The organism is Lactococcus sp. S47 (assembly GCF_016517475.1).
Taxonomy (GTDB): Bacteria; Bacillota; Bacilli; order Lactobacillales; family Streptococcaceae; genus Lactococcus; species Lactococcus lactis.
The window spans coordinates 1-16,045 of sequence record NZ_JACVUB010000008.1 but is presented as its reverse complement, the minus strand read 5'-3'; the positions used below and the strand labels follow the sequence as shown (position 1 = coordinate 16,045).

Sequence of the window (16,045 nt, the reverse complement as noted above, 5' to 3'; positions counted from 1 at the left end):
ATATTCCTGTCAATTTTGGCAGGAATCATTTATAATTAAAAGTAAAGAAATATAAGTATAGCAAAGGAAATTAAAGATATGGATAATCCAATTTTAGATGATTTGATGACCAATGATAAAGTCATTAAAGAGGCAGAGCAATTAGATGAACAACAAAAGTCAGAAATTGTAAAAATGCACGAAAAAGCCTCTTTAGCAGCAGTAGAAGTTCTTTCTACGGAAGAATTAGAAAAAGCAAAAGAATTATCAAAACAGTTGGATGAATCAAGTGCTCAATCTGTCATTAACTATGGAGCAAGCGCCCAAGATAAGATTTCGGCTTTTTCTCAAAGTGTCTTAAATAAAGTTCAGGCACAAGATTTGGGTGAAGTTGGTTCTTCACTGACAGATTTGATGTTTAACTTACAACAAGCCAATCCAAACGAATTGGTGGCTGAAAATAAAGGGATTTTTACCAAAATGTTTGGTAAAGTTAAACGTTCAATTTTTGAAGTGACGCAAAAATACCAAAAAATTGGAGCAGGTATTGATAAAATTTCTGCAAAATTGAACAATGAGCAACAAGGACTTTTGCAAGATAATGAAATGCTCGATAAACTTTACGATGAAAACTTGAATTATTTCAAGGCTTTGAATGTTTATATTGCAGGTGCTGAATTAAAAGTCCAAGAATTAGATACAGAAATTATTCCGCAAGCTCGAAAAGAAGCTCAAGATTCGACTGACAATGCCTTGATTGTTCAAAAAGTGAATGATTTAGAATCATATAAAAATCGCTTAGAAAAACGAGCTCATGACTTGCGTCTTGCTCGTCAGTTGACAATTCAACAAGCCCCACAAATTCGTCTCATTCAAAATACCAATCAAGAATTAGCTGAGAAAATCCAAACTTCAATTAACACTGCCATTCCACTATGGAAAAATCAGGTTGCGATTGCTTTGACCCTCTTAAAACAAAAAGATGCTTTGACAAGTCAACGTATTGTTTCAGAAACAACCAACGATTTGTTGCGTAAAAATTCAGAAATGCTTAAAGCATCAACAATTGAGGCTGCAACTGAAAATGAACGTGGTTTAGTAGATATTGAAACATTAAAATTAACTCAACAAAACTTAGTTGATACTATTCAAGAAACCATGAGAATTCAGGCCGAAGGACGTCAAAAACGTCAACAAGGTGAGGTTGAACTTTCTAAAATGGAAGAAGAAATTAAAGAAAAATTGTTACAATTATCAAATAATAAACAATTAAATTAAATTTTAAAATTACTGACAGAAATTGAGCGCTATTTTCATCTGCTAAAGCATGATTTGTATAGGCTCAGGCAAAATCTGTCAGTAATTTTTTATAGTGATAATTGGTATATACTGTTTATTGACAAAAAAGATAAAGGGTGCTAAAATTAAAGAAAAAGAAGAGGAGATATTTATGACTTACTATATTAAAGCAGATCAATTTTTCTACGCTTATGAAACAAAAAAAGGTGGTTTCTTAGAAATTACTGATGGAAAATTTGGAGAGTGGACAGAAGAAGCACCAGCAGGAGCTGACATTTTAGATTATTCAGGTCAATCAATTGCCCCAGGTCTTGTTGAAACACATATCCATGGTTTTGGTGGAGCGGATGCTCAAGATGCTGAAGTTGAAGGAATTATGGGAACAATGTCAGAAGGCTTGTTGTCAGCAGGGGTCACTTCATTTTTACCAAGTCCTTTGACCGATGATCATGAAGGATTGAAAGCAGTTTGTACGGTTGTAGGAGAACATTACCAAGAAGCTCGCGGAGCCAAAGTTCGTGGTATTTTCTTTGAAGGTCCATTCTTTACAGAAGAAAAGAAAGGGGCTCAAAACCCTAAATACATGCGCGATGCCAAAATGTGGGAACTTGAAGATTGGCAAGAAGCTGCACATGGAATGCTCAAAAAAATCGGTCTTGCCCCAGAACGTGATGGTTCAGAAGACTTCATCCGTAAAGCAACTGAATCAGGTGTTGTTATTGCATTGGGACATTCAAATGCGACTTATAAACAAGCAGTTGCTGGGGTACAAGCTGGAGCATCTGTTTGGGTTCACACCTTTAACGGAATGTCTGGAATGACTCACCAAGAACCAGGAATGGTTGGAGCAATTTTAAATACACCAAACACTTATGCTGAGTTAATTTGTGATGGACACCATGTTCGTCCAGAAGCAGCTGAAATTGTAATGAAAATGAAAGGTGCTGACCATGTTGTTTTGATTACAGACTCAATGCGTGCCGCAGGACTTCCTGACGGACCTTATATGCTTGGCGAATACGAAGTAGAAGTTCGTGACGGAGCCGCATGGCTTCCAACAGGACGCCCTGCTGCTTCAATTTTAACACTTAAAACAGCTGTTAAAAATGTCATTGACTGGGGGATTGCCACACCAGCAGAAGCGATTATGATGGCTTCATTGACACCAGCAAAATCTGTAAACATTGATGATGTTTGTGGTCAAATAAAACCAGGTTTGTCAGCTGATTTTATCGTTTTAGACAATGATTTTGATTTAGTTGCAACTTATCTTGATGGTGAAAAACGCTATGAAGCGTAATATAAAAAATGAATTTCGCAAGGAATTCATTTTTTTATGAAAATATTTCATTTTTCAAGTTGAATAATCAGAAAAATAAACAAAAAGGTAAAAGATTATTTACTTTTTTGTTAAAATATAAAAGAATAGAATGGCTATTATTGTGTCATATTATAGAAGAATTAAGAGCAAATGAAGTCTATAAATTTTATTTGAAAATGCTAGAAAACCCTTGCAAAATAAGGCTTAGAAAAAAAGAAACAATGAAAACGTTTCATACAGTTTGTAAAGAGATTTTTTTATAAATACGTGATATAATGAACTAGACAACAAATGAACATGGTAAAAATATTAATAACGTTTACGTATTTTTGCTATGTATCTCAATTTCGGAGGACAGATTTAAATGAAACGCATTGCAGTTTTGACTTCTGGTGGTGATGCCCCAGGAATGAATGCGGCTATTCGTGCAGTTGTTCGCAAAGCAATTTCTGAAGGTATCGAAGTTTACGGTATCAATCACGGATATGCGGGCATGGTTGCGGGAGATATTTTCCCGCTTACGTCAGCTTCAGTTGGTGATAAAATCGGTCGTGGTGGTACATTCTTGTATTCAGCACGCTACCCAGAATTTGCTCAAGTAGAAGGACAACTTGCTGGGATTGAGCAACTTAAAAAATTCGGTATCGAAGGTGTCGTTGTAATCGGTGGTGATGGTTCTTATCATGGAGCTATGCGTCTTACAGAACATGGTTTCCCAGCTGTTGGACTTCCAGGAACAATCGATAACGATATCGTAGGAACTGATTTTACAATTGGATTTGATACAGCTGTTTCAACAGTTGTAGATGCCTTGGATAAAATCCGTGATACTTCATCATCACATAACCGTACTTTCGTTGTAGAAGTAATGGGACGTAATGCTGGAGATATCGCTTTGAATGCTGGTATCGCTGCTGGTGCAGATGATATTTGTATTCCAGAAAAAGAATTTAAGTTTGAAAACGTAGTTAACAACATTAACAAAGGCTACGAAAAAGGTAAAAATCACCACATCATCGTTCTTGCTGAAGGTGTAATGACTGGTGAAGAATTTGCTACAAAACTTAAAGAAGCTGGTTATAAAGGAGACCTTCGCGTTTCTGTCCTTGGACACATCCAACGTGGTGGTTCACCAACAGCTCGTGACCGTGTTCTTGCTTCACGTATGGGTGCTCGTGCCGTTGAATTGCTTCGTGATGGAATCGGGGGCGTAGCCGTTGGTATCCGTAATGAAGAACTTGTAGAAAGTCCAATTCTCGGAACAGCTGAAGAAGGAGCGCTCTTTAGTTTGACTACTGAAGGTGGAATCAAAGTAAATAACCCGCATAAAGCTGGTCTTGAACTTTACCGTCTTAACTCAGCACTCAACAATCTTAACCTTAACTAAGTTACTGCAAATCTGTTTCTAGTTAAGTGTTAAACGCATAATTAGGGCAGAGATATATAATTAATCATTATAGGAGAAAAACACAAAATGAATAAACGTGTAAAAATCGTCTCAACTCTTGGACCTGCTGTCGAAATTCGTGGTGGTAAAAAATTTGGTGAAAGCGGCTATTGGGGAGAATCTCTTGACGTCGAAGCATCAGCAAAAAACATTGCAGCTTTGATTGAAGAAGGCGCAAATGTCTTCCGTTTCAACTTCTCACACGGTGACCATCCTGAACAAGGTGCTCGTATGGCAACAGTTCACCGCGCTGAAGAAATCGCTGGTCATAAAGTAGGTTTCTTGCTTGATACTAAAGGTCCTGAAATGCGTACAGAACTCTTTGCTGACGGTGCTGATGCAATCAGCGTTGTTACTGGAGATAAATTCCGCGTTGCAACTAAACAAGGTCTTAAATCAACTCCTGAATTGATTGCTTTGAACGTAGCTGGTGGTCTTGATATCTTTGATGATGTTGAAATTGGTCAAACTATTTTGATTGACGATGGTAAACTTGGTTTGTCATTGACTGGTAAAGATGCAGCAACTCGTGAGTTTGAAGTTGAAGCACAAAATGATGGCGTTATTGGTAAACAAAAAGGTGTTAACATTCCTAACACTAAAATTCCTTTCCCAGCTCTTGCTGAACGTGATGATGCGGATATCCGTTTCGGACTTTCACAACCTGGTGGAATCAACTTTATCGCTATCTCATTCGTACGTACTGCAAATGACGTTAAAGAAGTACGTCGTATTTGTGAAGAAACTGGAAATCCACACGTACAACTTTTGGCTAAAATTGAAAACCAACAAGGTATCGAAAACCTTGATGAAATCATCGAAGCAGCTGATGGTATCATGATCGCTCGTGGTGACATGGGTATTGAAGTTCCATTTGAAATGGTTCCAGTTTACCAAAAATTGATCATCAGCAAAGTTAACAAAGCCGGTAAAATCGTTGTTACTGCAACAAACATGCTTGAATCAATGACTTACAACCCACGTGCTACTCGTTCAGAAATTTCAGACGTATTCAACGCTGTTATTGACGGAACTGACGCAACAATGCTTTCAGGTGAATCTGCTAATGGTAAATACCCACGCGAATCAGTTCGTACAATGGCTACTGTTAACAAAAATGCTCAAACAATGTTGAAAGAATACGGACGTCTTCACCCAGAACGTTACGACAAATCAACTGTAACAGAAGTAGTTGCTGCATCAGTTAAAAACGCTGCAGAAGCTATGGATATCAAATTGATTGTTGCTTTGACTGAATCAGGTAACACTGCTCGTTTGATTTCTAAACACCGTCCTAATGCTGACATCTTGGCTATTACATTTGACGAAAAAGTTGAACGTGGATTGATGATTAACTGGGGTGTAATCCCAACAATGACTGAAAAACCTTCATCTACAGATGACATGTTTGAAGTTGCTGAAAAAGTTGCTTTGGCTTCAGGTTTAGTTGAATCTGGTGACAATATCATCATCGTTGCTGGTGTTCCAGTTGGTACTGGTCGTACAAATACAATGCGTATCCGCACTGTTAAATAATTTGTCAATTAAGAATCTTAAAACAATAAAGCCTGCCGCTATCGACAGGCCCTATTGTTGAAAAGATTATATTTTATAAAATACTCGTTTATAATTTGAAAGGAATTAAAGAAAATCATGGCTGATAAACAACGTAAAAAAGTTATCCTTGTAGGTGACGGTGCTGTAGGTTCATCATACGCTTTTGCTCTTGTAAACCAAGGGATTGCACAAGAATTAGGAATTGTTGACCTCTTTAAAGAAAAAACTCAAGGAGATGCAGAAGACCTTTCTCATGCCTTGGCATTTACTTCACCTAAAAAGATTTACTCTGCAGACTACTCTGATGCAAGCGACGCTGACCTCGTTGTCTTGACTTCTGGTGCTCCACAAAAACCAGGTGAAACTCGTCTTGACCTTGTTGAAAAAAATCTTCGTATCACTAAAGATGTTGTCACTAAAATTGTTGCTTCAGGTTTCAAAGGAATCTTCCTTGTTGCTGCTAACCCAGTTGATATCTTGACATACGCTACTTGGAAATTCTCAGGTTTCCCTAAAAACCGCGTTGTAGGTTCAGGTACTTCACTTGATACTGCACGTTTCCGTCAAGCATTGGCAGAAAAAGTTGATGTTGACGCTCGTTCAATCCACGCATACATCATGGGTGAACACGGTGACTCAGAATTTGCCGTTTGGTCACACGCTAACGTTGCTGGTGTTAAATTGGAACAATGGTTCCAAGAAAATGACTACCTTAACGAAGCTGAAATCGTTGAATTGTTTGAATCTGTACGTGATGCTGCTTACTCAATCATCGCTAAAAAAGGTGCAACATTCTATGGTGTCGCTGTAGCTCTTGCTCGTATTACTAAAGCAATTCTTGATGATGAACATGCAGTACTTCCTGTATCAGTATTCCAAGATGGACAATATGGCGTAAGCGACTGCTACCTTGGTCAACCAGCTGTAGTTGGTGCTGAAGGTGTTGTTAACCCAATCCACATTCCATTGAATGATGCTGAAATGCAAAAAATGGAAGCTTCTGGTGCTCAATTGAAAGCAATCATTGACGAAGCTTTTGCTAAAGAAGAATTTGCTTCTGCAGTTAAAAACTAAAAATAAAAAGAGTTGGTTGAGATTTCAACTAGCTCTTTTTATTTTAAATTAAATTTGTTAAGCTAAAAGTATAATAAAAAAGTCTGTTCATCAACAGACTTTTTTATTTTTGTAAATTTATTTAGATTTGATGTAGTTAACACCATCAGCCTTAGGCGCAATTGCTTTTCCAAGAAAGAGTGCCAAGACGATAATTGTAAAGACATATGGAGCCATTTGTAGGAATGAAGAAGGGATTTCTTTGATTCCAGGGATTTGACCACCGACAACAGCAAGTGAGGTAAAGAGCCCAAAGAGAAGTGATGATAACATTGCTCCAATAGGATTCCATTTACCAAAAATCATCGCTGCAAGTGAAATGAACCCTTGACCAGCAATTGTTGAAACTGAGAAGTTACCAGAAATTGCTTGAGCATAAATTGCACCACCTACACCACCGAGGACACCTGAGAGAAGCACACCAGCCCAACGGTAGGCATAAACGTTGATTCCAAGGGTATCAGCTGCTTGTGGGTTTTCACCAACTGAGCGAAGGCGAAGACCGAAACGTGTTTTAAATAGAACGTACCAAGCGAGAATGGCTACAACAATTGCAAGAAACCCTGGTAGAGAAGTTTGACTAAAGAAGATTTTACCAATGACAGGAATGTTTGATAGTAGTGGAACGTTCCAATAACCGATTTGTTCACTGATATTAATTTGACCTTGTTGATAGAAAACTTGAAGTAGGAAAACTCCGAGTGCTGGAGCCATCAAGTTGAGTACAGTACCAGATACGATATGGTCTGCTCTTAGATTCACTGTAGCCACCGCATGAAGAGAAGAGAAGAGAGCACCAATTAAAGCTCCAAAAAGGATTGAGAGCCATGGAGTCATACTTCCAAACATTCCGGCAGTAGTTAAGTTGAATACAACGGAACTGAAAGCTCCGATAGTCATTATTCCTTCAAGACCGACATTGACGATACCGCCTCGTTCGGAGAAGACACCACCAATACTTGTAAAGATTAGAGGAGTTGAATAGATGAGCATATTAGCGACAATGATTTGTAAAGTATTTACAAGATTCATGCTTTTTCTCCTTTCTTCTTAGCAGCTTCTGATGCTTTGATTTCTTTAGCTTTTGGTAACATGACTTCGATAATGAATTTCACTGCAATGAAGAAAATAATTGAAGCAGTGACGACTTTAACGATTTCTGGTGGGATACCATCATTTGTCATACCAGGAGCACCTGTTTGAAGAACTGAGAAAAGAAGAGCGGCAAAGAGAATACCTATAGGACTATTACCACCAAGAAGTGCAACGGCCATCCCGTTGAACCCGATGTCGAGGGACGCTGACTGAGAAACAAAGTTTTGCATGTATCCAAATCCGTAAACAACACCACCAAGACCAGCAAGGGCACCAGCGACAACCATAGATAGGATAAGGGTACGTTTTGCTGAAATACCAGCATATTCTGAAGCGTCAGGATTTAAACCAACAGCTTTGATTTCAAATCCTAGAGTTGTTTTAGTAAAGATAATCGCCATAATCACAAGGGCAATCAATGCAATAATTAATCCAATATTTAAGGTTGAATTATCAGTTAATGATGACATCCAATTTGTTCTGAAAGAAGCATTGGCACTAATTAGTTTTGTCTGGTCAGTAGTATTATCCATCAGGATACTTTTTTGGAACATGCTATGAATCATAAATGTTGAGAAGAACAACATGATATAGTTTAGCATGATTGTGGTGATAACTTCTGATGTTCCAAGGAGAGCACGAAGAATACCTGGTATGAATCCCATAAATGCACCGAAGAACATTCCAATGATTACAACTAAAGGAATCATCAATAAACGTGGGATATCTGGGAAACTCAAAGCAAACCACATCGAGCTAATCCAACCAGCAAGTGCTTGACCAGACATCCCGATATTGAAGAGACCTACTTTCATTGCAACTGCAAAAGATAAAGCGGTCAAAATTAGTGGGCCCATTGTTTGTAGGGTTTCACCGATTGCTCTTGCATTTCCTAAAGCAGAAATGAAGAGGTCTTCATAACCCCAAATTGGGTTGTAGCCAAAGGCTAGCATGATAATTGCTCCCAATAAGAAACCAAAAACAATGGCTACCAGAGGAACAAGGACTTTTTTTGTTTTACTATTCATTTATGTTTCCTCCAACCATTAAAATACCGAGTTCTTGCTTTGTGGTTGTTTCAGGGCTTACAATTCCCTGAATTTGACCATCGTGAATAACAGCGATTCGGTCGGAAACATTTAGAATTTCGTCAAGTTCAAAAGAAATAACAAGAACTGCTTTTCCTTCATCACGAGCTTGGATTAAACGTTTATGAATATATTCAATCGCACCAACATCGAGTCCACGAGTGGGTTGTGATACGATTAGGAGGTCAGGATTTCGGTCGATTTCACGGGCGATAATTGCTTTTTGCTGATTACCACCAGAAAGAGAAGCAGCAGAAACCCATTCACCAGCACCACGAACGTCAAATTCTTCCATGAGTTTGCGAGCGTGACTATTTATTTGATTATAATCAAGGAAACCATATTTGCTCATTGGTGGTTTGTAGTAGGTTTGCAAAGCAATATTTTCGGCTACTGTCATTTCCAAAACAAGTCCGTCCCGATGTCTGTCTTCTGGGACATGCCCTACAGATTGTTCTGTGATTTTACGGGGGCGTTGGTTGGTGATATCTTTATTGTGCAGTTTGATAGAACCGGAATCAACCTTTGTCAAACCAGTAATAGCTTTCACTAATTCTGTTTGACCATTTCCATCAATTCCGGCAACCCCTACAATTTCACCGGCACGAACATCAAGTGATAATCCTTTTACTTTTAGAGAACCGCGACTTTCTTTGATATTTAAGTCCTTAATTTCGAGGACAATATCTTTAGATTGAGCGGGAGCTTTCTCGGTGATGAATGAAACTGAGCGTCCGACCATCAATTCTGCAAGTTCTTGATTCGTTTTGTCACCAAGTTCAACAGTATCAATTGATTTACCACGACGAATAACTGTGATACGGTCAGCTACCGCACGGATTTCATCCAATTTATGTGTGATGAGGATGATTGACTTGCCTTCTTTAATTAAATTCTTCATGATTTGCATCAATTCAGAAATTTCAGCTGGAGTCAAAACCGCTGTTGGTTCATCAAAAATTAAGATATCAGCTCCACGATAGAGTGTTTTTAAGATTTCAACCCTTTGTTGCTGACCGACAGAAATATCACGGATGAGCGCATCAGGTTCAACAGAAAGACCATAACGCTCAGAAAGTTCAAGTATTTTTTTCTTAGCAGTCTTTAAATCGAGATTGATTCCTTTAGTAACTTCATTACCAAGGATGATGTTTTCAGTAACTGTGAAGGCGTCAACTAACATGAAGTGTTGGTGAACCATTCCGATACCGAGGTTTGCTGCTTTAGACGGAGAGTCGATATTTTCGAGCTTTCCCTTAACGTGGACTTCACCTTCGCTAGGCTCGAGGAGTCCTGAGAGAATGTTCATCAAGGTTGACTTACCGGCTCCATTTTCGCCGAGCAAAGCATGAATCTCACCTTTCTTCAACTCAAGATTGACTTTGTCATTAGCGACAAAATCACCAAAACGTTTGGTGACATCAATCATTTGAATGACAGTTTCATTTGCCATATTGGCTCCTTCTTATAAAATAATATAATAATGTAAATTGTAAAAATTACAAATTTAATTATATCAAATTTGTCCAATTTATGAAAGCCCCGTCATTCCAATAATGAGAGTGCTTTTCCTAATAATTGGTTTTTAAAAAAGCTTGGTTAAAATACAGTTATTTTTCAGTTAAAAAGATTTATTTTTGTCGCTTTAATAAATCAATTTCAATACTGATTGTTACTTCCAAGGATTCAAATTTCTTTAAATTTTCAATTCCTTCTGGTTTGATTTTCCAATAATGTGGTGTCATCAATAGCAGACTTAATAAATCTTCGGTAGATTGAATGGTAACTTTATATGAAAAATTTTCTTGTTCAACGCAAAAGCCGGGGAAAGTTTTGATAGATGAAGTTTTTACTTTTTCATGAATTTCAGGATAAATAATATTTTTTAATTCGATAAGATGATTGTTTGCGGCTCTGACAATAATAATATTTCCGTCGTCAGTAAGAATTCGGTCGATTTCTGGAACAGAATATTCGGCAAACATTGATAAAACGGTGCTGACAGATTTGTTCTTGAAAGGAAGTTTGGCAAAATTAGCGACTAACCAATGAATCATCGGATTTTTTTTAGCCGCCATGCGAATTCCTAATTTAGAAATATCCATTCCATAGAAATTAGAAGCTTCCGGAGCAATTTCTTTTTGGAAGCGTGAAAGGTAGTAGCCCTCTCCACAACCGATATCAAGGATAGCTTGGTCAGTTGAATGAGATTTTTTAAGTCTTTGATTAACTCTATCTGATAGTTTTTCATAATAGCCTTTGGCGAGAAAGTCGCGTCTGGCTGCCATCATTTCTTTTGAGTCGCCAGAAGTTTTTTTGGCATTTAAAAGAAGGTTGAGATAACCTTCCTTAGCTAAATCAAAAGTATGGTTATTTTCACACTTATAAGTATTTTGTTCCTTTATGAGCAAGTGGCTGCATACAGGGCAGCTGATGATTTCAGACATTTGTTCTCCAATATAAAAATTAAGTTTTGTCAGTAAAATTTACTTACCAATTTTGCGAGATTTAATGACAGATTCGTCAGGAGTCACTCGAATCGTTTTTTCACGGTCATAAGTAACAAACCCTGGAGCTGTTCCTGTTGGCTTGTGTAATTTTTTGACATCCAAAACATCTACTTGAACAAGGTTGGAATAGCGTGCTTTGCTGAAATAAGCTGCTAATTCCCCAGCAAAAGTAATTGTTTGATCAGATGGATTTGCATTTCCTGTAATCAAAACATGGCTTCCCGGAATATCCTTAACGTGAAACCAAAGATCGCCACGGCGTGAAAGTTTGAAACTGACTTGTTCATTTTGTAAGTTATTTTTACCTACTAAAATAATTGTTCCATCTTCAGCTTGATATTTTTCTGGTGGGAGCATTTTTTGCTTTTTATTACGATATTTTTGCTTAATATAGCCTGTTTGAATTAATTCTTCACGAATATCAGCAATTTCAGCAACGTCAGCATTTTCAAGATTTGATTCAACAGATTCTAAATAATGAATCGTTTCCTTGGTCTTAGCAATTTGCTCTCCTAAAAATTTGACGGCTTGTTTCAATTTTTGATAACGATGAAAGTAACGTTGAGCATTTTGAACAGGACTTAAAGCTGGATTTAGAGCAATTTCAATTGGTTCATTAGTATAGTAATTTTCCAAAGTTACACTTGCTTTATCATTAGGAACTTGATTTAAAAATGTATTAAGCAGTTCACCTTTTTGACGGAAAATTTCAGCGTTGTCAGTCGCAAGTAATTCTCGTTCTTGTTTTTTTAATTTATCACGATTTTTCTTCAGTTCATTTTGAATTTTTTTAATGACAGAAGCAGCAACCTGTTTAACACGGTCACGTTCGGCCTTATCCGCATAGTAAGTATCAAGCATTTCAGAGAGGCTGTCAAAACTTACAAATTCGTCAGCAAGTTTGATACTGGAAAAAGTATCGTTAGGATAAATTGATGGAGTGACTGTCAGTAATTTTTCATTGAATTCTTTTACTGACAGACCTGTCAACGCATTTTTAGAATCACGTCCGATTCCTTGTAATTTTTGTTGTAATTGTTCAGTTTGTAAAGCTTCAAAAATTTCTTCGTCAGTAGCTTTGAAAGGGTCAATAGCAGTATTTAAAGGTGGTGCAATATAAGTTGAACCTGGTAGAATTGTGCGATATTGATTCTGTGAAAAGCCAATATGTTTAATGGATTCAATAATTTTTTGCGAGGTTTTTTCTAATAGAATAATATTACTATGTTTACCCATAATTTCTGTAATTAAAGCAATTTTTAAACTGTCACCAATTTCATCTTTGGTTGAAATATGGAAAATAATCTGACGATCATTGCCCACTTGTTCAATTTGTTCAATAAAAGCGCCAGCCAAATATTTGCGTAAAATCATCACAAAATTATTTGGAATTTGTGGATTTTGAAAATCAGTTTTGGTCAGCTGAACACGACCAAAAACAGGATGCGCTGACAGTAAAAGTTTATGAGATTTACCAGCTGACCGAACTGTTAGAACAAGTTCTTGGTCAAAAGGTTGATTAATTTTTTGAATACGTCCACCAACCAACGGTTGAAGTTCAGCCGTCATGTGGTGTAAAAAAATACCATCAAAGGACATTAGGCGCCTCTTTCGTTTTATAATTCTTATAAGCAGTTTTCACTGTTAATTAGGGAGTGATTATATCTTTTCAATTTATTGACAAACCTGTCAGTAAATATGAGAAGTTTTATAATTATTTCTATGCCAATTTTACCAAAAAAAGAGTAATTTTTCTTCTATTATTAAAGAAGGGCTTGTATTTCTTTCAAAAGTTTTGAAAAAACTTTGGATAAGTGAGAAAGTAACTTTTATCAGTAAAAAATGTTAAAATAAAATAGAAATAAGTTCAGGAAAATTAGTAAATTAGTAAATTAGAAAATATAGGATAATTAAATGAATAAAATTGTCGGCATAGTTGAGCGTATTCTACGGATTATCATGTTTGTCGTTGCTGTGGCAATGCTTGGAGGAGCTCTCTTTTTATTAGGCTTGCATCAAACAAATAAAAACTTAGAGAAAATACCTGTTTCAGGAAAAATTGTTTACGGAACAGAGGTTAAAGCAATCCATGAAGTAACATACAGTTTTGAAGGAAAAGAATATCAAAAAAGACCTTTAGATGTATATTTTAGAAAATTAGGAGATGATGGCAAAAAAATTACTGTATATGTGGCTAAAGACCATCCTACTCGTATTTTCATTTCAAAGACTGGGCGACCACTCATCGATTCAGCAGGACTAATTGGAGGTTGGAGCTTGGTTTTATTACTAATTTTATTTGGAGAACATCAACTTTTGCGTAGAATGAAAATGTTAGAAGAAAATTCCGAGAAATAAATAAAATACAAAATAAAATCATATAGAATAAAAATACAAAAATAAAATAAAAACACAAAAATAAAGAAATCGCTATCATTGGCGATTTTTTTTATTTTGAAAATGTCATCTAAAATTGATAGAAGGTCCTGAAAACGGGGGATTTGAGACTTAATTGTTTTCACACAAGCTCTTGTGAAAGTCAGCAATGGTCAAGCAAAAACAAAAGTATTTTTATGTTTTTTTATAAAAAAATGATGTATAAATAGTGTATAGAATAGATTACTTAATACATGTTGCTTAAAAATATTTTATGCCTGATCAACATAAGATATTTTCCCAAACGATTTAGGAGGAATTTGACAAAATGGAAATGCAGAAACAAAAACCACCACGTAAGAAAAATAAAATTATTACTAAACGTAAAGTATTATCAGCAACGATGTCAGGAACTCTATTAATGACATCGGTAGTTATTCCAACAGCTTACAGCCTTCTTTCTAATCAGATCACAGCACAAGCAGCTGCCTTGAATATTGACCTATTGCAAAATATCACTTCAAGTAATAATAGTGGTACAAGTACAACTAATCGATGGACCAGTAATTCAGGGAGTCACAACGTTGATTTTACAATCTCAGGTCATGCTTTAGCTAATGTCTCTTTACTCTCGGGCCCAAGATATGCTGCTTTGGCCATTCCTCAAGAATTGCGTGGATATGTTGTAGCGAATGGAAACACTTCTGTTACAACTAATCTCACAATTGATTTCAATCAAATTGCGCTAATCAATGCGATTGTTAGTGCTGGAGATACTTTTGTTGCAGGAGTTGCTACAATTTTAAGTAACAATCCGGCAGCCAGTATTAACTTGACACAAGTAACGACACAATTGAATTTACTAAAAGGTATTCAAAATATTGGTGGAGGAACCTTTACATCTCCAACTACACTTAATGGGAATTCAATGCTTAGTGCACCTTTAAATGACGGAATAGGAGCGATTTTATCCCAAAACGTCACAGCTATTTTGCAAAATTTACGAACAGCTGTTAATAGCCTAACCGCAACCGGTTTGGCGGCTCCTGCGGCAAATACTGCCTTAGCTTTAATTAAACCTCCACTCATTACAGCAATCGATGCTGTATTAGTGCCATTAGTTAATGGAACTGGCGGAATTTTAGATCTCCTTTTAAACGCTTCAGCATTGGGTGATACAAGTATTACAATTCCGACCAAGATTACAACACCAACTACTATTGCAAGTAACATTGATGCCAAATTTGTAGGATCAGCGGTTCAAACCAATTTATTGGACGTCAATATTCTTAGTGGTGCAGATGGTATTTCCTATGTTTATTTAGCAGGTGATGTCAATTTAACATTGGTAGCGCCTACAGGAAATCTGAACGCAACAACCTCGGCAATTGGAGCGTCAGATGCGACAGCGACCCTTCCAGCGACTTTAAAAAATAATGCTGGTACAGACATTCCGGTAACTTCAGTCATTACCAATAGTTCAGGAACTACTGTGAATAATGGTCAGTTGTCAGCTGGTACTTATACCGTGACATATTCAGCCGCAGGCTATTCTAGCGTTACCCAAACCTTGGTTGTTACAGACCCAGCAGACACCACTGCTCCAGATGCGCCAATTGTCACAAGCGTGACTGGGAATAGTACGAATGGTTATACGGTGACAGGTACAGCCGAGCCAAATTCAACAATTACTATCAAAAATGGAGCCGGAGCAACGGTCGGTACTGCCACTACTCAACCAAACGGAAGTTACAGTGTAAATCTTCCAGGTTCAGTCGGCGCTAACGCCCCGCTTAATGTAACCGCCGCAGACGCCGCAGGGAATGTAAGTAATCCAACTCCAACAACAACACCAGCCGATCCGATTAATCCAGTTCTCGTAGCCCCTACTGGGAACTTGACTGCAACGACCTCAGCGATTGGTGCTACAGACGCAACAGCTACACTTGCAACCACTCTGAAAAATAGTGAAGGTGCCGATGTTCCGGTAGCTTCGGTCATTACCAATAGTTCAGGTGCTACAGTAACTAATGGTCAGCTATCAGCCGGAACTTATACTGTGACATATTCAGCTTCTAGTTATGAAGACGTCACTCAAACCCTAGTTGTTACAGACCCAGCAGATACTACTGCTCCAGATGCACCAACAGTAGGTGATGTGACAGGCAACAGCACGAATGGCTACACGGTCACAGGTACAGCCGAACCAGGCTCAACGGTCACAATTAAAGATAGCGGTGGTGCAACCGTTGGAACAGGA

12 protein-coding genes are annotated in these 16,045 nt (G+C 37.4%); 7 read left to right on the top strand and 5 right to left on the bottom strand.

The annotated features are described in order from the left end of the window. The first annotated feature begins 78 nt into the window (after positions 1-78). The 5 genes from IAE52_RS08895 (at position 79) to IAE52_RS08875 (ending at position 6,677) form a co-directional block, all read left to right on the top strand. Positions 79-1,257: a toxic anion resistance protein gene (locus tag IAE52_RS08895; RefSeq protein WP_003131084.1), complete on the top strand. Its 1,179-nt coding sequence runs from the start codon at positions 79-81 to the stop codon at positions 1,255-1,257. 172 nt (positions 1,258-1,429) lie between these two features. Beyond that, on the top strand, positions 1,430-2,578 hold the full coding sequence (nagA, locus tag IAE52_RS08890) for an N-acetylglucosamine-6-phosphate deacetylase (protein WP_010905894.1): 1,149 nt from the start codon (positions 1,430-1,432) through the stop codon (positions 2,576-2,578). Positions 2,579-2,963: 385 nt separating this feature from the next. After that, positions 2,964-3,986, top strand: a complete 1,023-nt coding sequence (pfkA, locus tag IAE52_RS08885; RefSeq protein ID WP_003131080.1) for a 6-phosphofructokinase — start codon at positions 2,964-2,966, stop codon at positions 3,984-3,986. A gap of 87 nt (positions 3,987-4,073) precedes the next feature. Further along, entirely contained in the window at positions 4,074-5,582 is a 1,509-nt protein-coding gene (gene pyk / locus IAE52_RS08880) for a pyruvate kinase (protein ID WP_003131076.1), read from the top strand. Between the two features lie 117 nt (positions 5,583-5,699). After that, positions 5,700-6,677 carry an L-lactate dehydrogenase gene (locus IAE52_RS08875; protein WP_003131075.1) on the top strand — a complete coding sequence of 326 codons (978 nt, stop codon included), beginning with the start codon at positions 5,700-5,702 and terminating at the stop codon, positions 6,675-6,677. Between the two features lie 117 nt (positions 6,678-6,794). Here the strand turns inward: IAE52_RS08875 and IAE52_RS08870 are convergent, their stop codons facing one another. The 5 genes from IAE52_RS08870 to IAE52_RS08850 all read right to left on the bottom strand — a co-directional run bounded on the left by IAE52_RS08870 (position 6,795) and on the right by IAE52_RS08850 (position 13,008). Then, positions 6,795-7,748 (bottom strand): ABC transporter permease, encoded by a 954-nt coding sequence (locus IAE52_RS08870; RefSeq protein WP_017864585.1) that lies wholly within the window; start codon positions 7,746-7,748, stop codon positions 6,795-6,797. After that, a complete protein-coding gene (locus tag IAE52_RS08865; protein ID WP_012897955.1) occupies positions 7,745-8,839 on the bottom strand; it encodes an ABC transporter permease in 1,095 nt (364 codons plus the stop codon). Before IAE52_RS08865 ends, IAE52_RS08870 begins: the two co-directional genes overlap by 4 nt. Next, positions 8,832-10,352 carry an ABC transporter ATP-binding protein gene (locus tag IAE52_RS08860; RefSeq protein ID WP_033901088.1) on the bottom strand — a complete coding sequence of 507 codons (1,521 nt, stop codon included), beginning with the start codon at positions 10,350-10,352 and terminating at the stop codon, positions 8,832-8,834. The genes IAE52_RS08865 and IAE52_RS08860 overlap by 8 nt, the downstream gene beginning before the upstream one ends. 178 nt (positions 10,353-10,530) lie before the next feature. Next, a complete protein-coding gene (locus IAE52_RS08855) occupies positions 10,531-11,346 on the bottom strand; it encodes a putative RNA methyltransferase (protein WP_033901087.1) in 816 nt (271 codons plus the stop codon). 39 nt (positions 11,347-11,385) lie between these two features. Then, positions 11,386-13,008, bottom strand: coding sequence for an NFACT family protein (locus tag IAE52_RS08850; protein ID WP_033901086.1), 1,623 nt, complete (start codon positions 13,006-13,008; stop codon positions 11,386-11,388). Between the two features lie 315 nt (positions 13,009-13,323). On the opposite strand from IAE52_RS08850, the gene IAE52_RS08845 reads away from it, so the two are divergent. Beyond that, positions 13,324-13,767: a hypothetical protein gene (locus IAE52_RS08845; protein WP_017864582.1), complete on the top strand. Its 444-nt coding sequence runs from the start codon at positions 13,324-13,326 to the stop codon at positions 13,765-13,767. A 346-nt stretch (positions 13,768-14,113) separates the two neighbouring features. Further along, the coding region (locus IAE52_RS08840; protein ID WP_233610979.1) for an adhesive domain-containing protein at positions 14,114-16,045 on the top strand (1,932 nt) is incomplete at its 3' end.